Origin of the sequence: Sphingomonas naasensis (assembly GCF_004792695.1) — a bacterium.
Taxonomy (GTDB): domain Bacteria; phylum Pseudomonadota; class Alphaproteobacteria; order Sphingomonadales; family Sphingomonadaceae; genus Sphingomonas; species Sphingomonas naasensis.
In genome coordinates, this window is sequence record NZ_SRXU01000003.1 from 85,830 (window position 1) to 101,806 (window position 15,977).

Annotated in this window: 21 protein-coding genes; 17 read left to right on the plus strand and 4 right to left on the minus strand. The window is 67.1% G+C overall.

All coding sequences use genetic code 11. The features are described from left to right. The first annotated feature begins 79 nt into the window (after positions 1 to 79). From E5A74_RS08425 to E5A74_RS08495, 15 genes are all read left to right on the plus strand, one after another. On the plus strand, positions 80 to 2,494 hold the full coding sequence (locus tag E5A74_RS08425; RefSeq protein ID WP_135983841.1) for an HAD family hydrolase: 2,415 nt from the start codon (positions 80 to 82) through the stop codon (positions 2,492 to 2,494). Further along, a complete protein-coding gene (locus E5A74_RS08430; protein WP_135983842.1) occupies positions 2,491 to 3,303 on the plus strand; it encodes a class I SAM-dependent methyltransferase in 813 nt (270 codons plus the stop codon). Before E5A74_RS08425 ends, E5A74_RS08430 begins: the two co-directional genes overlap by 4 nt. 79 nt (positions 3,304 to 3,382) lie before the next feature. Next, positions 3,383 to 4,267: a flagellar motor stator protein MotA gene (gene motA / locus E5A74_RS08435; RefSeq protein WP_135983843.1), complete on the plus strand. Its 885-nt coding sequence runs from the start codon at positions 3,383 to 3,385 to the stop codon at positions 4,265 to 4,267. Then, positions 4,242 to 4,559 (plus strand): STAS domain-containing protein, encoded by a 318-nt coding sequence (locus E5A74_RS08440; RefSeq protein ID WP_135983844.1) that lies wholly within the window; start codon positions 4,242 to 4,244, stop codon positions 4,557 to 4,559. Before motA ends, E5A74_RS08440 begins: the two co-directional genes overlap by 26 nt. Further along, complete coding sequence (locus tag E5A74_RS08445; protein WP_135983845.1) at positions 4,556 to 4,921, plus strand: response regulator; 366 nt, start codon at positions 4,556 to 4,558, stop codon at positions 4,919 to 4,921. The genes E5A74_RS08440 and E5A74_RS08445 overlap by 4 nt, the downstream gene beginning before the upstream one ends. Further along, positions 4,918 to 7,140, plus strand: coding sequence for a chemotaxis protein CheA (locus tag E5A74_RS08450; protein ID WP_135983846.1), 2,223 nt, complete (start codon positions 4,918 to 4,920; stop codon positions 7,138 to 7,140). The genes E5A74_RS08445 and E5A74_RS08450 overlap by 4 nt, the downstream gene beginning before the upstream one ends. Then, entirely contained in the window at positions 7,137 to 7,631 is a 495-nt protein-coding gene (locus E5A74_RS08455; protein WP_135983847.1) for a chemotaxis protein CheW, read from the plus strand. Before E5A74_RS08450 ends, E5A74_RS08455 begins: the two co-directional genes overlap by 4 nt. Continuing rightward, entirely contained in the window at positions 7,628 to 8,506 is an 879-nt protein-coding gene (locus E5A74_RS08460) for a CheR family methyltransferase (protein ID WP_240699736.1), read from the plus strand. The genes E5A74_RS08455 and E5A74_RS08460 overlap by 4 nt, the downstream gene beginning before the upstream one ends. Then, positions 8,503 to 9,537, plus strand: coding sequence for a protein-glutamate methylesterase/protein-glutamine glutaminase (locus E5A74_RS08465; RefSeq protein WP_135983848.1), 1,035 nt, complete (start codon positions 8,503 to 8,505; stop codon positions 9,535 to 9,537). The genes E5A74_RS08460 and E5A74_RS08465 overlap by 4 nt, the downstream gene beginning before the upstream one ends. Next, the gene (locus E5A74_RS08470; protein WP_206365812.1) at positions 9,537 to 9,926 is read left to right on the plus strand and encodes a response regulator; all 390 of its coding nucleotides are present in this window, start codon (positions 9,537 to 9,539) and stop codon (positions 9,924 to 9,926) included. The genes E5A74_RS08465 and E5A74_RS08470 overlap by 1 nt, the downstream gene beginning before the upstream one ends. Position 9,927: 1 nt before the next feature. Further along, the gene (locus E5A74_RS08475) at positions 9,928 to 10,452 is read left to right on the plus strand and encodes a chemotaxis protein CheD (RefSeq protein WP_135983849.1); all 525 of its coding nucleotides are present in this window, start codon (positions 9,928 to 9,930) and stop codon (positions 10,450 to 10,452) included. Next, positions 10,452 to 10,811: a hypothetical protein gene (locus E5A74_RS08480; protein WP_135983850.1), complete on the plus strand. Its 360-nt coding sequence runs from the start codon at positions 10,452 to 10,454 to the stop codon at positions 10,809 to 10,811. The genes E5A74_RS08475 and E5A74_RS08480 overlap by 1 nt, the downstream gene beginning before the upstream one ends. Continuing rightward, complete coding sequence (locus tag E5A74_RS08485; RefSeq protein WP_135983851.1) at positions 10,801 to 11,646, plus strand: flagellar motor protein MotB; 846 nt, start codon at positions 10,801 to 10,803, stop codon at positions 11,644 to 11,646. The genes E5A74_RS08480 and E5A74_RS08485 overlap by 11 nt, the downstream gene beginning before the upstream one ends. Positions 11,647 to 11,654: 8 nt before the next feature. Next, positions 11,655 to 12,092 carry a hypothetical protein gene (locus E5A74_RS08490; protein ID WP_135983852.1) on the plus strand — a complete coding sequence of 146 codons (438 nt, stop codon included), beginning with the start codon at positions 11,655 to 11,657 and terminating at the stop codon, positions 12,090 to 12,092. Between the two features lie 49 nt (positions 12,093 to 12,141). Beyond that, on the plus strand, positions 12,142 to 12,765 hold the full coding sequence (locus E5A74_RS08495; protein WP_135983853.1) for a PilZ domain-containing protein: 624 nt from the start codon (positions 12,142 to 12,144) through the stop codon (positions 12,763 to 12,765). Between the two features lie 82 nt (positions 12,766 to 12,847). On the opposite strand, the gene E5A74_RS08500 is transcribed toward E5A74_RS08495, so the two are convergent. The 4 genes from E5A74_RS08500 to E5A74_RS08515 form a co-directional block, all read right to left on the minus strand. Continuing rightward, positions 12,848 to 13,222, minus strand: coding sequence for an endonuclease domain-containing protein (locus E5A74_RS08500; RefSeq protein ID WP_135983854.1), 375 nt, complete (start codon positions 13,220 to 13,222; stop codon positions 12,848 to 12,850). A gap of 300 nt (positions 13,223 to 13,522) precedes the next feature. After that, complete coding sequence (gene fliP, locus E5A74_RS08505; protein WP_135983855.1) at positions 13,523 to 14,272, minus strand: flagellar type III secretion system pore protein FliP; 750 nt, start codon at positions 14,270 to 14,272, stop codon at positions 13,523 to 13,525. Then, entirely contained in the window at positions 14,265 to 14,831 is a 567-nt protein-coding gene (locus E5A74_RS08510) for a FliO/MopB family protein (protein ID WP_135983856.1), read from the minus strand. Before E5A74_RS08510 ends, fliP begins: the two co-directional genes overlap by 8 nt. Beyond that, a complete protein-coding gene (locus E5A74_RS08515) occupies positions 14,831 to 15,067 on the minus strand; it encodes a FliM/FliN family flagellar motor switch protein (RefSeq protein WP_135983857.1) in 237 nt (78 codons plus the stop codon). Before E5A74_RS08515 ends, E5A74_RS08510 begins: the two co-directional genes overlap by 1 nt. Positions 15,068 to 15,239: 172 nt before the next feature. Here E5A74_RS08515 and flgC point away from each other — a divergent pair, with 172 nt between their 5' ends. Further along, positions 15,240 to 15,647, plus strand: a complete 408-nt coding sequence (gene flgC, locus E5A74_RS08520) for a flagellar basal body rod protein FlgC (protein ID WP_135983858.1) — start codon at positions 15,240 to 15,242, stop codon at positions 15,645 to 15,647. A gap of 12 nt (positions 15,648 to 15,659) precedes the next feature. Beyond that, complete coding sequence (gene fliE / locus E5A74_RS08525) at positions 15,660 to 15,974, plus strand: flagellar hook-basal body complex protein FliE (RefSeq protein WP_135983859.1); 315 nt, start codon at positions 15,660 to 15,662, stop codon at positions 15,972 to 15,974. Positions 15,975 to 15,977 lie beyond the last annotated feature (3 nt).

The window sequence follows — 15,977 nt, forward strand, 5'->3', positions numbered from 1 at the left end:
TTTTGCCGAGCTGGTCTTCGCTCTTCCTATAAGAATCATGCGTCCACCCGATGCGGGCGCATTTTCCAGGGAAACTGCATTGGCCGACTTCATTCTTCCGCACGCGCTGCCGGGCGCACTCGATGGCCGTCCGGGCATCAAGCTGCTCTCGCTCGACTGCTTCGACACGCTGCTGTGGCGTGATACCCATGCGCCCAAGGACCTGTTCGGTGCGCTGCCGGCGACCACGGTGACCCAGCGGCAATGGGCCGAGGCGCGCGCACGCACCGCCGCCGATCTGCGCGAGAAGCGCGGCGAGGTCACGATCGAGGAAATCTATCGCGAGCTGCTGCCCAATGGCAGTAGCGACACGCACGATCAGGGCGTCCGCAACGAGATCGACGCCGAGGCGGCGCATTGCTTCGCCTTCCGTCCCACCGTCGAGCTGATGCGCACCGCGAAGGCGCGCGGGCTCGAGGTCATCATCGTCTCGGACACCTATCTGGACCCTGCGCAGCTGCGCGGCCTGATCGCCGCCGCCGCGGGCGAGGAGGTCGCCGGGCTGATCGACCGCGTCTTCTGCTCGGCCAGCTACGGCATGGCCAAGAGCCAGGGCCTGTACGAGCACGTCCTCAAGGAGCTCGCGGTCGCGCCGCACGAGATCCTCCACATCGGCGACAATAAGCGCGCCGATTGCGGCGGCGTCGCGCCGTTCGGCGTGCACACGCTGCATCTCCGGCAGTTCATCGAAAGCACCGAGCAGCGCCTGCGCCTCGAAGCCTCGGTCGGCGCGATGCTGCACCCGCTATCCGCAGAGACCGCCCTCACCCACCAGCCGCACCGCGCCGCGCTGTCGCTCGAAGAGCCGGTGATCGGCGATGCCGCCGAAGCGTTCGGCTTCGCCACACTGGGCCCGGTGCTCCACGGCTTCGACCGCTGGCTCGCCGACGAGTCCGCCGCGCTCGCAGTGAAGCATGGCGGCAAGGTCCATCACGTCTTCCTGATGCGCGACGGCTATCTGCCGCAGCTGATGTATCAGGCGCGCAGCGGCGAGCCCGGGCATGCGCTCGAAATCAGCCGCTTCACCGCCACCGCGGCATCGTTCCTCGATGACGAGGCGGTGCGCCGCTATCTCGAGCTCGAAACCGAAACCGATCCCGCCGTCCTCGCCAGGCAGTTCCAGCTGCCGAAGGACGAGATTGAGACGATCATCCGGCAGCTGCCACATGCCGATGTCGAGACCCGCTTCGCGGCGTTCGCCAAAGCGATCACCACGCCCTCGCGCCTGCGTCGCATCGTCAAGACCTCGACTGCGTTCGCCGATCGGCTGGTCGCGCATGTCCGCCGCACCGTCGATCCGCAGCCGGGCGACACGCTGATGCTGGTCGACCTCGGCTATAACGGCTCGGTCCAGAACGAGATCGAGGCGCTGCTCGTCCGCAGCTTCGGCGTCCACGTCGCCGGCCGCTACCTGCTGCTCCGCGAGCAGTTCCGCGCCGGCTACGACAAGCAGGGCTTTATCGGCCACGACCATTATGACGGCTACACGCTCGAGGCGCTGTGCACCAACGTCGCCGTGCTCGAGCAGCTCTGCACCGCCGCGCAGGGCTCGGTGGTCGATTATGCCGCCGATGGCGCGTCGATCCGCAAGGGCAACAGCATCAAGTCGCGCCAGTCCGAGGTCCGCGAGCGGATCCAGGCCGGCGCGATCCGCTTCGCCCGGACGCAGGCCGACGTCACCATCCGCGCCGCCTCGGTGAACGACGCCGCGCTGTGGCGCCGCGGCGCCGCCGCGGTGATGGGCCGGCTGATGTACATGCCGCTCGCGGAGGAGCTCGCGGTGCTCGGCCAGTTCGAGCACGACGTGAACCTCGGCGTCGACAACACCGTCGCGCTGTTCGACAGCGAGATCGCGCGCAAGGGTCTGCGCCAGCGCGGCCTGTTCTACATGAAGGGCGCCGACCGCATGTATCTCCCTGCCGAGCTGCAGGGCGAGGGCCTCGCGCTCAAGCTCAGCCTGCTCGCGCACAAGCGCTTCGGGCTCTCGCTGAAATATGTCGACTTCATCGACCAGACGATCTCGCTGCCGCTGATCTTGGCGGACGGGCGCGACGTCACGACCGGCAACGTCACCGCGACGCCGACGCATGACGGCTATTACATCGCGCCGATCCCGGTGGGCGATTGCCGCTTCTCGGTCGGCATCCAGTTCGGCCAGCTGTTCGACTTCGTCCAGGTCGACAGCGTGATGTTCATGCCGGTCGATCGCTTCCTCAGCGACAAGGTCGTCGCCGACAATCGCGAGATCGAGGGCCTGCCCTCGCTCGAAGGCATGACCCAGGCCGCGCCGCACCTGTTCCACTGCGCCGACGAGTACAGCTTCATGATGGTTCCCCCGCCACCGCGGCAGGGCGACCGCCAGATGATGCTCGCCGTCGTCTTCCGTCCGATCGCGAAGCGCGAGGCCAAGCCCGCGCCGACTGCCGCCAACCTTCTTCTTGGAGCAAACGCATGACCCTCCTGATCCATTCGATGACCGAATTCTCCGACATCATGCTCGGCACGCTGCACGCCGCCGGCGCGAAGAATCTCGCCGAGGTCGGCGCCGAGTTCGGCGGCATGTCGCAGCAGCTCGCCGCCTATGCGCAGGTCACCGGCGGCAGCCTGACCAGCATCGATCCCTGCCCCAAGCAGGAGTTTCTCGACTGGGTCGCCCAGTGCCCGAGCGTCAACCACGTCGCCGCCGCCAGCCTCGACGCGATGCCCGGGTGCAAGGATATCGACGCGTGGGTGATCGACGGCGATCACAATTATTACACCGTGATCAACGAGCTGCGCATCGCCGACGCCAATGCAAAGCGCGACGGCAAGCCGTTGCTCGCACTGATGCACGATGTCAGCTGGCCCTGCGGCCGACGCGACTTCTACTATGCGCCCGAGCGCATTCCCGTCGAGCATCGCCACGAATACAGCTTCGAGGCCGGCGTCACCCTCGGCCATGCCGGGGTGATCAACAATCGCGGCTTCCGCGGCGCCGGCCAGTTCGCCGTCGCGCTGCACGAAGGCGGCCCGAAGAACGGCGTGCTCACCGCGGTCGAGGATTTCCTCGAGGAAGCGCGCACCGACGAGCGTCCGCTCGCCTGGGCGATGGTTCCGGCGGTGTTCGGCCTCGGCATCATCTTCGACGCGTCGGCGCCCTGGGCGGCCGATGTGGCGCAGCTGGTGCACCCGTATCACGACAACAAGCTGATCGCGTCGCTCGAGCTCAACCGCCTGCGCAACTATCTCGCGGTGATCGAATGGCAGGATCGCCAGGCCGCCTGAACAATTCGGGGCGCGGCGCACGCGCCCCGTCAAATCCTTCCTATAATTCTGGAAACACCAGAGAAAGAATAGCGGCACCATGCTGAACGGCGTTGGTTTCCTGATCATCCTCGGCTGCGTCTTCGGTAGCTTCATGATCTCGGGCGGCAAGTTCGAGATCATCATGCACGCGTTGCCGCACGAGCTCATGGCGATCGGCGGGGCGTCGGTCGGCGCATTCGTCGTGTCGAACTCGATGTCGACGGTGAAGAAGGCCGGCAAGGGCCTGATGCGCTCGTTCAAGGGCGGGAAGTGGAAGGCGCAGGACTATAAGGACCTGCTCACCCTGATGTTCGGCGTGCTGTCGACCTTCAAGAAGGGCGGCGCCACCGCGCTCGAGCCGCATCTCGACAATCCCGAGGAGAGTTCGCTCTTCCAGCCCTATCCGCGGCTGCTCAAGGACCACCATCTGATCGAATTCACCTGCGACTATCTGCGCATGATGACGGTCAATTTCGAGGATCCGCACCAGCTCGAGGCCGCGATGGAAGCGGATATCGAGAAGCATCACCACGAAGAGGCGCATCCGCAGCACGCGCTGCAGATCATGGCCGACGGCCTTCCCGCCGTCGGGATCGTCGCCGCGGTTCTCGGCGTCATCAAGACGATGGGCTCGATCGACCAGCCGACCGAGATTCTCGGCGCGATGATCGGCGGCGCGCTCGTCGGCACCTTCCTCGGCATTCTGCTCAGCTACTGCCTCGTCGGCCCGCTCGCCGCGAAGCTGCTCGAGACGATCGAGGAGGATGCGAAGCCCTTCTTCATCGTGAAGACCGCGATCGTCGCCTACGCCCAGAACCAGCCGGTTCAGGTCGCGATCGAGATCGCGCGCCGCATGACGCCGTCGGCCTATGCGCCGACCTTCCAGCAACTCGAAACTGCTCTCGACGAGGCGAAAAATGGACTCAACCCTGCCACTGCCTGAGGCGGAGGATCGCTCGCTGCGCCTGCCCGCGCACGGCACCACCGTCACCGCGGAAGACCTGCGCGTCCGCCTCGTCCTCGCCGCCGATCTCGATGATGTCATCGAAGTCGATGCGTCGGAGGTCGAGAGCGTCGGCCAGGCCGTGCTTCAGCTCCTCGTCGCCGCGCGCAACGAGGCTGGGGCAAACGGCCAGGGCTTCCGCATCGCCAATCCCAGCCAAGCTTTTGTCAATCGCGTGAACAGCTGCCGCCTGGCGGACGCGATCGGACTCGAAACCGGAGACGTTCTGTGAGCAAGTTGATCCTTACCGTCGATGACTCGGCGAGCATGCGCATGCTGCTCAAGACGTCGCTGACCGCGCAGGGCTATCGCATCGAGAGCGCCAATGACGGCGAGCATGGTCTCGAGCGCATGCACGAGGTCAAGCCCGACCTGCTGATCACCGACATCAACATGCCCAAGATGGACGGCTTCGAGCTGATCGAGGCGGTCCGCGGCGTGCCGCAGTTCAAGGGTACCCCGATCCTCGTCCTCTCGACCGAATTCTCGGACGAGAAGAAGCAGCGCGCCCGCTCGGCCGGTGCCACCGGCTGGATCACCAAGCCCTTCGAAGCCACCAAGCTGGGGGCGGCGATCCGCCGCGTGTGCCCGTGAGCGACGAACTCGACGAAATCCAGGCAATCTTCTTCGAAGAATGCACTGAGGGTCTCACGACCGCCGAGCAGGGCCTTTCGGCCATGCAGGCCGGTGACGTCTCCGCCGAGACGATCGCCGGCGTTTTCCGTGCGGTCCACTCGATCAAGGGCGGCGCCGGCGCGTTCGGCCATGCCGATCTGACCGCGTTTGCGCACAAGTTCGAGAATGTGCTCGACGAAGTGCGCGCCGGCAAGATCGCGCCGACCCCGGGCGTCGTGAAGGTCATGCTGAGCTCGTTCGACGTGCTCTCGGACCATGTCGAGACCGCCAAGGGCCTCGCGCCGCGTCCGAACGACGCCGCCGCGCTCGCCGCGCTCGAAAAGGTGCTCGCCGACAAGGGCGCGGACGACGGCGCCGCGGTGCCGGCTGCTCCGGCTCCGGCTCCGGCGCCCGCCCCCGTCGCCGCGGCACCCGCCGCGCCGGCCGAGGACGAATTCGGCTTCACGCCGGTCGCCTTCTCGCTCGACGATTTCGACACGCCCGCGGCGCCCGCGGCCTCGACCGCGAGCTGGACGATCCGCTTCAAGCCGTCGCGCGCGGCGCTCGCCAATGCCGGCGAGCCGCTGCTGATCATCCGCGAGCTCGAGACGCTCGGCGCGACGATCGAGGCGGTCGACGTGTCGGACGTACCGGGCCTGCGCGATCTCGATCCCGAGGACGCCTATTTCACCTGGACGCTCAGCATGCCGGGTGACGTCCCGCAGAGCGACATCAACGACTGTTTCGATTTCGTCGCCCCGGATTCGCTCATCGAAGTGACCCGCAACGAAGTCGAGGCCCCTGCCCCGGCGTTCATTCCGGTGCCGGTCATCGAAGTCACTCCGGCTCCCGAAGCCGCGGCGGCGCCCGAGATCGACCTGATCCCGTTCGTGCCGGTCACCGCCACGATCGAGGACCTCACCGCGCAGGTCCAGCAGGTCGTCGCCGATCTCGCCGCCGCGCCGATGACGCCGACCCCGGCTCCTGCACCGACCGAGACCGCGGCGCCGAAGCCCGCCAGCGAAGCCTCCCAGACGATCCGCGTCGACCTGTCGAAGCTCGATCTGCTGCTCAACCTCGTCGGCGAGCTGGTGATCCGCAACTCGATCCTCGCCGACCGGCTGTCGCCCGCCGACCGCCAGCGCGTCGAGCTCCCGGAACTCGCGCGCCTGACGCGCCAGATCCAGGACAATGTCATGTCGCTGCGCGCGCAGCCGATCAAGCAGGCCTTCAGTCGGGTGCCGCGCATGCTGCGCGACCTCTCGGTCGAGACCGGCAAGACGATCGAGCTCGAGACCGTCGGCGAGACGACCGAAGTCGACAAGGGCGTGATCGAGAAGATCGGCGATCCGCTGACTCACATGATCCGCAACGCCGCAGACCATGGCCTCGAAAGCACCGAAGAGCGCATCGCCGCGGGCAAGTCGCCCGCCGGCACGATCAAGCTCTCGGCCGAGCAGAAGGGCGCCCGCATCTTCGTTCGCGTCCAGGACAATGGCCGCGGCATCAATCGCGAGCGCGTCAAGGCCAAGGCGATCGAAAAGGGCATCATCTCGGCCGATGCGGTCCTCTCCAACGAGGAAATCGATCAGCTGATCTGCGCTCCCGGCTTCTCGACCGCCGAGACGATCTCGAACATCTCGGGTCGCGGCGTCGGCATGGACGTGGTGCGCTCGAACGTGGAAGCCCTTGGCGGCCGCGTCGAGATCCATTCGGTCCCCGGCGAAGGCACGACCTTCACGATGATCCTGCCGCTCACGCTGGCGATCCTCGACGGCATGATCGTGCGCCTCGCCAACCAACGCTTCGTGCTGCCGCTCGCGCATGTGCTCGAGACCGTCCAGCCCGAGGCCGGCCAGGTCAAGCGCACCTCGCCCGACAGCGAAGTGATCGACATGCGCGGCGAATATGTCCCGGTGAAGCGCGCGACCGAGATCTTCGGCCTCAACGACGATCGCAAGGTCGAGGATTCGCTGGTCGTGATCGTCGAGAGCGAGCACGGCAAGGTCGGCCTCGTCGTCGATACCATCGATGACCGCCGCGAAGTCGTGATCAAGAGCCTCGACCAGAATCTCCACCCGATCCGCGGCCTCGGCGGCGCCACCATCCTCGGTGACGGCTCGATCGCGCTCATCCTCGACATCGAGGCGCTCGTCGCCTCCACCAACCGCTACACCCCCAAAGGACTGGCCGCATGACCACCAAGACTGAAACCGCGAGCGACTGCAAGATCGTCACCTTCACGCTCGGCAAGCAGACCTTCGGGATCGACATGGGTGCGCTCATCGAGATCCGCGAATGGGACGAGCCCACCCCGCTGCCCAACGTTCCGACCTTCATCAAGGGCGTGAGCAACCTGCGCGGCAACGTCATCCCCGTCGTCGGCCTCGCCGAGCGGCTGGGCTGGGAGCCGAGCGTGCTGCATGCCCGCTCGTGCATCCTCGTCGTCAGCATCTCGGGCAAGCAGGCGGGCTTCCTCGTCGACGAAGTCAACGACATCGTCGGCATCACCCGCGGCGAGATCCAGCCGGCCCCCGAGGTCGAGACGATCGAGTCGAGCGTGATCGACGGGCTGGTGCGCATCAGCACCCGCGCCAAGGACGGCACCCGCGACGAGAACGGCACGATGGTGCTGCTGCTCGATCTCGAGGCGCTGAGCCTGACCAAGCATCTGGACATGGCAGCGTGAGCCCCGCCGGGGGCGCCGCGGCGCTCGCCGGCGGCAGCGCGATGGCGGCGGCGAATGCGGAGCTCTCGCCCCGCGACTTCGCCGCGATCGCCGCGATCATGCACAGCGACGCGCGCATCGAGCTGAGCGCGGCCAAGACCACGCTGGTCCAGTCGCGCCTCGCGCGTCGGCTGCGCGAGCATGGCCTCAGCCGCTTCTCGGAATATGTCGCGCTGGTTCAGTCCGATGCCGGCGAGCGGCACGCGATGGTGGTGGCGCTGACCACCAACCACACGCATTTCTTCCGCGAGCCGCATCACTTCGATCATTTCCGCCAGCACGTCCTGCCGGTGCTCAAGCGCAAGCAGGGTCCGATCCGGATCTGGTCGGCGGGCTGCTCGTCGGGCGAGGAGGTCTACACGATCGCGATGTGCCTGCTGGGTCCCGATCGCACATCGGCGACCTGGCTGCGCAACGCCGATGTCCGCCTGCTGGCGACCGACATCGCGCCGCACGTGGTCGAATCCGTCGCGCGCGGCTTCTACGCGGACAATATCGTCTCGGGAGTGCCCGAGCCCTATCGCAGCACGTGGATGCGGCCGGCGTCCGGCGGTCTCGTGATGGCCGAGGAGGCGCGCCAGCTCGTCACCGCGCGGGTGCTCAACCTGTTCGACCGCTGGCCGCTCAAGGCCCAGTATGACGTGATCTTCTGCCGCAACGTGATGATCTATTTCGGGGACCCCGCGAAGGAGGAGCTCGAGGAGCGCTTCGTCAACCAGCTGGCGCCCGGCGGTCATCTCTACATCGGCCACAGCGAACGCCTGATCGGCCCGGCGGCGAGCCGGATGACGTCGTGCGGCCACACCATTTACGCCAAGCCGGAGACCCGGGGATGAGACCGGTACGTACGCTTATCGTCGACGACAGCGCATCGATGCGGGCCACGCTCAAGCGCATGCTCTCGGCGGATCCCGAGATCGAGGTCGTCGGCATGGCGCCCGAGCCCTTCGCGGCGCGCGACATGATCAAGACGCTCAACCCCGACGTGCTGACGCTCGACGTCGAGATGCCGGGGATGGACGGATTGTCGTTCCTCGAGCGCATCATGCGCCTCCGGCCGATGCCGGTGGTGATGTGCTCGACGCTCACCGCGCGCGGCGCGGAGGTCACGATCGAGGCGCTGCGCCTCGGCGCGGTCGACTATGTCACCAAGCCCTCGGGCACCCCGGAGGACATCGAGCGCGACGCGACCCTGCTCTGCGAGAAGGTCAAGACCGCCGCGCGGTCGATCGCCCGCGCCGGGCCGACCCGCCTGCCCCAGCAGCCGAGCATCGCCGGCGGCGCCACGGGCAAGCTGATCGCGATCGGCTCGTCGACCGGTGGCGTCGAGGCATTGTTCTCGCTGCTCCCCGCATTGCCCGCGGATTGCCCGCCGGTGCTGATCGTCCAGCACATGCCGGCGAGCTTCACGCGCAGCTTCGCCCAGCGTCTCGACGCCGAATCGCAGGTTCGGGTCGTGGAAGCTACGGAAGGTGCGACGGTCCAGCCGGGAACCGTCTATATTGCTCCTGGGGGGGAGATGCACATGGAGCTGGTCGGCGGCGTCGCCGGACGGATCCGTCTGCGTCCCGGAGATCTCGTCACCGGTCATCGACCCTCGGTCGACGTGCTGTTCCGCTCGGTGGCGCCGCTCGGCGCCGCGGCGGTCGGTGCGATCCTGACCGGCATGGGTCAGGACGGTGCGGAAGGCCTGCTGGCAATGCGCCGCGCGGGTGCCCGCACCCTCGGCCAGAGCAAGGAGACCTGCGTGGTGTGGGGCATGCCCCGCGCGGCGAAGGAACTCGGCGCGGTCGAAAAGGAAGTTGGTTTGTCTGCCATGCCTGAGGCGATCCTCAAGGCATGCCGTGAGAAGGTTGGGAGCGTCTGATGCCTGCTGCTGCAGCAATCAAGGTGATGGTCGTGGACGACCAGACCTCTATGCGCGCGATGATCCGCCGCGCATTGCAGGATCTGGGCTTCAAGGATGTCCGCGACAAGGCGAGCGCGCCCGAGGCGCTGTCGTCGATCAAGACCGATCGCGTCCATCTGGTGATCTCGGATTTCAACATGCCCGAGATGGATGGCCTCCAGTTCCTCGAGGCCGTGCGCAGCGATCCCGTGATCGGCAAGACCGTCTTCATCATGTTGACGGGCTCGGCCGACAAGGAGATCGTCCAGAAGGCCGCCGCGCTCGGCGTCAACAATTATGTCGTCAAGCCTTTCGCGCCCGCGGCGCTCAAGGAAAAGATCGAGCGCGTCTTCGGCGAGCTGACCTAGGATGCGCCGGGTCTCGATCGTCCAGGGCGAGAACGCCATCGTGGTGGAGCCGGGCGTCGTCGTGTCGACGCTGCTCGGCAGCTGCGTCGCCGCATGTCTCTACGACCCCGTCGCCAAGGTGGGTGGGATGAACCACTTCCTCCTCGGCGAGCCCGGCGCGGATCACCGCGTCTCGGCGGGGGACATGCAGCGTTACGGCGTCCACGCCATGGAATTGCTGATCAACGGGATGATGGCCCGCGGCGCGATGCGCCACCGGCTGCGCGCGCACGTCTATGGCGGCGGCAACATCGTCTCGGGGCTCGGCGGTATCGGGACCGCGAACGCCACCTTCGCGCGCCGCTTCATGGCGGACGAAGGCATCGAGATCGCGCACAGCGATCTCGGCGGCACCTCGGCGCGCAAGGTCGAATTCCTTCCGCACGAAGGCAAGAGCCGCTGCACCCGCGTGGCGGATCATGTCCCCGAGCGCCCGCCCGTCCCCGTCGCCCTGCCGCCCGTCGGCGGAGAGCTGGAGCTGTTCTGATGTCGTGCCTGCCTGTGCCTGCCCAGCCGCTGTCGATCGAGCCGCTTCCCGGCTACGACCCCTATGCAGTCGCGCTGCACAGCGTGATCGCGGGCGAGCTGCGCGAGATGCGCGACATGCTCGAGAAGCTGGCCGAAGCGCTCGTCGCCGACGAGCAGTTCGCCCAGGCGCATATCGAGCAGCTGCAGTCGTTCGATTATCTCATCCAGCACACCGACGAGTGCGCCAACCTGCTCGAGCGGGTCGCCAGCGGCGAGGATTCGCTGAACGCGATCAGCCATGTCCGCCTCGCCGAGGTCCAGGAGCGCCTGCGCGACGCGCTGTCGGGCAAATGGATAGGCTTCACCGATGACGAATGAACGCCCGATCATCATCAAGAAGGTCAAGAAGGTCGCCGGGGGTCACCATGGCGGCGCGTGGAAAGTCGCGTACGCCGATTTCGTGACCGCGATGATGGCCTTCTTCATGCTGCTCTGGCTGATCTCCAATCCCGACAAGGAGCGGCTCAAGGGGCTCGCCCAATATTTCTCGCCGACCTTCGGCGACGCCGCGCCGCAGACGCCGCTGCAGGGCACCACCGAAGGCGCCGGCGGCCGTTCGCGCAAGAACGCGATGGACAATAGCGACGCCAACGGCACCCCGACGAGCGAGGCGGCGGTCGCCGGCGCGTCGCGCGGCGGCACCGCCAACATCCCCGATGCCTCGATGCGCGTGCTCGCCTCCGAGCTGCAGATCGCGCTCGATCCCTCGCCGCAGGATTCGGGGCAGAAGAAGAACGTCCAGATCGATCCGAGCCGCGACGGCATGCGGATCACGCTGATGGACACCGATCAGCAGTCGATGTTCCGCGCCAACACCGCCGAGCTCAACCCCTATGCGCGCGCGATGCTCGCCAAGGTCGCGTCGAAGCTCGGCGTCTCGGGCGCGCAGATCGCGATCGAAGGGCATACCGACGGCGCAGGTGGCGTCCAGAGCGACGCCAATTGGCGCCTTTCGGGCGAACGCGCGCTCGCCGCGCGCTCGGTGCTGATCGCCTCGGGCATGACGCCCGATCGTTTCTCCGAGATCGTCGCGATGGGCGCGACCAAGCCGGTCTATCCCGACCAGCCCGATCGCCCCGAGAACCGCCGCATCACGATCGTCGTCAAGGCCGAAGCCTCGGCGCTCCCCAGCGATTCCAGCTTCAAGTTCTGAGCCGCCCGATGAAGAAGATCCTGTTCCTGCTTGTCGTTCTCCTCGCCGGCCTCGGGCTCGGCGGCGGTGCGGCCTATGCGACGGTGCTGCTGCTCGGGCCGCAGGCGCCCGGGGCCGCACACGCCGAAGAGGTGGAGCCGAGCTTCGTCGATGGCGGCAAGGTGCTCGCGCCGCTGGTCTTCGCCGATGGCCGCCTCTCGGGCTATGCCCAGTTCTCGATCCAGCTCGAAGTTCCCGCCGACAAGGCCGAGTTCGTCAAGGCGCGGCTGCCGCTGCTGCTCCACGCGATCAACATGCGCACCTATCGCACGCCGATGGCGGCGGGCCCCGACGGGCTGATCCCCGATCTCGAGACCTTCCGCAAGGTCGTGATGACCGCCGCGCCCGAGGCGTTCGGCGCCGGCGTGCTGCGCAAGGTCGCGGTCACCCAGGCCAATCCGGCATGACCCGGTTCACACCCCTGCCCGTGCGCATCTTCGATCAGGAGGGACAGCAATGCACCTGACGCCGCTCCATCCCGACGCGCCCGGCGTGATCGCCGATCGCGCCCCGCGCACCGTGACCACGTTGCTCGTCGGCAAGCTGCGCAGCCGCGGCGCGGTCGAGACGCTGTGCCGTGTGCGCAACATCTCGATGACGGGCATGATGCTCGAGACGCATCACACGCTCGGCTATGGCAGCTGGGTCGCAGTCGAGCTGCGCAGCGGCGATCGCCTGCAGGGCAGCGTCGTGTGGAGCAGCGAGGGCCGCGCCGGCGTCGAGTTCGCCCAGCCAATCGACGTCGACTATATCCTCGCCCAGGCCAAGGCCGGGCTCGACCGTTTCTGCGGCCCCGCCCCGCGCGCGCCGCGCTTCGACGTCGAATGCGCCGCGCGGATCAGCTGCTTCGGCCGCTATATCGACGTGACGCTCGAGAACATCTCGCAGAGCGGTGCGCGCATCGTCCTGCCCAAGCCCCCGCGCGAGGACACCGAGGTCATCCTCTCGGTCCCCGGCCTCCCCACCCGCCGCTGCACCACCCGCTGGGCGCGCGAGGACAAGGCCGGCCTGATCTTCCTCGAGCCGATCTCCTACCACGACCTCGCCCCCTGGCTCGAACACTGCCAGCTCGACAGCTGACGGGATCGCGCGGGCGGAGTAATGATCCTCCCCCGCAAGGGGGAGGTGGCACGCGCAGCGTGACGGAGGGGGAGGACGGCGATCAGCTCGCGAACATCTCCCGTCGGCGCGCCGCAATCGTCACGACTTCGATCGTCACGCCTTCGAGATTGGTCATCACTTCGCCGGCAGGATAACGCAGCACTCGCACGCCTCGCGAAACGAGCCACGCATCGCGACCCGCGTCGCGGGCCGGACGATCCCCGCGTGCGTGCGCTTCGCCATCCACCTCGATCGCGAGCTTTGCTGGCGCGCAATAGAAATCGAGAATATAGCTACCCGCAGGATGCTGCTTGCGAAAGCGCAGACCGCAAGGGTTCTTGCGAAGCGCAAGCCACAGCTTTACTTCCGGCGGCGTCATTTCCCGACGTAGGCGCTTCGCGTTGCGCCGGCCGCTCTGGGTACCTTCGAGGCGCATCGCCGTCCTCCCCCTCCGTCAGCCTTCGGCTGCCACCTCCCCCTTGCGGGGGAGGATGGAGGATTGCCCCTCTCGCTACCACCTATCCCGCAGGCGGGAGAGGGCTAAGCCTCCTTGCAATGTAGGATTTCCTCTGCTTGCCTCGGGCGGTCGGCCTTGCCACCGCTCCTTGACATCGCCGGAAGCACGCGCCCGGGAAACCGCGTCTTGGCCTCACCTTCGCCTAGCCTTCCGCGCCGCAGCATACGAAAAGGGCCCCGGTCACCCGGAGCCCTTTCGCATCGCATCTCGATACCCCCGCTAGGTCGCGAAGCTTTTCACCAGCGACCCCGCCACCAGCGCCCAGCCGTCGACCAGCACGAAGAAGATGATCTTCATCGGCAAGGATATCGTCGGCGGCGGCAGCATCATCATGCCCATCGCCATCAGCACCGCGGAGACCGCGAGATCGATGACGAGGAACGGCAGCAGCAGCAGGAAGCCGATCTCGAACGCGCGGCGCAGCTCGGAGATCATGAACGCCGGCGCCAGCGTGGTCAGCGGCGTCTCGGCGCGGCTCGGGATCTGCTTCTGCGACAGATCGGCGAACAGCTTGAGGTCGCTTTCGCGCACCTGGCTGAGCATGAACACGCGGAACGGCTCGGCGGTGCGCTCGAACGCCTGAACCTCGGTGATCTGGCCCTTGGTATAGGGGTCGACGCCCTGGCTCCACGCCTTCTCGAAGGTCGGCGCCATCACGAAGAAGCTCAGGAACAGCGCGAGGCTGATGATCACCGGGTTGGGCGGCACGCCGGGCGCGCCGATGCCGGTGCGCAGCAGCGACAGCGCGACGACCATGCGGGTGAAGCTGGTGATCGTCATCAGCAGGCCCGGCGCGAGGCTGAGCACGGTCAGCATCAGCACCAGCTGGATCGCCTTGGCCGAGAGCTGCCCGCCCGCCGCGCCGCCGGCGCCGCCGAGGTTGATGGTGGTGCCGCCGGCCGCCTGCGCATGCGCCGCCACCGGCAGCAGCACCAGCGCGGCCACGGCCGCGATCAGGAACTTACGCATTGAGCGCCTCGCGCACCGCGGCGCGGTTCCAGCGCTTGGTGTCGCGCGGACGGCGGGTGCGCTTGCGCGGCGCGGAAGCGGGCAGATCGATCACGGTCCTGTCGACATCCGCCGGATCGGTCGGTTCGTCGTCGCCGTTCTCGGCATCGTCGTCATTGGCGCCGCGCACCGCGGCGATCTTCGCGCGCGAGAGATCGACGAGCTTGCCGAAATTGCTGGTGAAGGCGGCGAGGTCGTTCTGGAAATTGGCGGCCGGGGCGGCCTGCTCGGGCGCCGGAGCGGCGACCGGCTGCGGCGCGGCGATCCCGGTCTCGAGCGTGACATGGCCCTCGGGCCCGATCAGGATCAGATGCTCGCAGCCGTCGCGACGGATCAGCGCGACCGAGCGCTTGGCGTCGACCGCGAGGCGCTCGACCAGCTCGACGCGCTTGCGCCCGCCGCCCGAGACGCGGCCCGGCAGCTTGATGTCGTAGCGCTTCACCGCCCAGAGCGTGCCGGCGAGCATGCCCAGCACGACGCCCAGCGCACCGAGCGTGCGGATCATCGAGAGAATGTCCATCAGTTGCGCGGCTTCTTCACGAGTTCGGAGACTTCGAGCGACATCTGGTCGCCGTCGACGAGGATGCGGCCCTTGGCCACCAGCTCGCCGTTCACATAGACCAGGCTGGGATCGTCCTGGCCGCAATCGAGCGGGATCATCGCCCCGCGGCTCATCTTGAGCATCTGCCGGATCGGAACCTCGGCCGAGCCGAGGACGATCGACATGTCGATCATGATTTCGTCGAGTACGGACATGCGATGCGCCTTCACTATTCTGCTTGTCTTATAGGAAGGCTTTCGCGGCACCCGGCGGATCACCCGGCAATTTTTGCCTAGGACCATTTTTTCCGCCTCCCGAACCCGCCCCCGGCAAGAATTGCCTACAATGGAGGAAACGGCCGTCCGGCCTGCACTGGAGCTCGACCACATGGACTTGAAGGCATCGCTCGGCGTCTCGGCTTCGGGGCTTCGCGCCCAGTCGCTGCGGATGCGCGTGATCGCGGAAAACCTGGCCAACCAGGATTCGGTCGCGCAGACCCCGGGCGGCGATCCGTATCGCCGCCGCGTCGCGAGCTTCAAGGCCGAGGTCGATCGCGCCACCGGCGCCACCGGCGTCAAGGTGCAGGGGATCGAGAACGACAAGTCCGATTTCACCCGCGTCTATCAGCCGGGCCATCCGGCCGCCGACAAGGACGGCTATGTGCTCAAGCCCAACGTCAACGGCCTCGTCGAGACCGCAGACATGAAGGCCGCGCAGCGCAGCTACGAAGCCAATCTCAATGCCATCGAGGCCGCCAAGAGCCTGACGATGCGCACCATTGATCTTCTCAAGTAAGAGGGAAATTCCATGTCCATTGGAGCACTTGATGCGGCCTCTGCCTATGGCAAGGTCGCAGGGATCGGCAGCGCCCTCGGCAAGCCTTCGGTCGGCAAGACCGATGGCGCGGGCGGCTTCGGCTCGATGGTCGAGGATCTCGTCACCGGTACCGCGGGCCAGATGCGCGCCGCCGAGCACGCTTCGGCGATGCAGGTTGCCGGCAAGGGCGATCTGATCGATGTCGTCACTGCGATCGGCGCCGCCGAGACCGCGCTCGACACGATGGTCGCCGTCCGCGATCGCGTGGTCAGCGCGTATACCGACATCATGCGGATGCAGATCTGACGC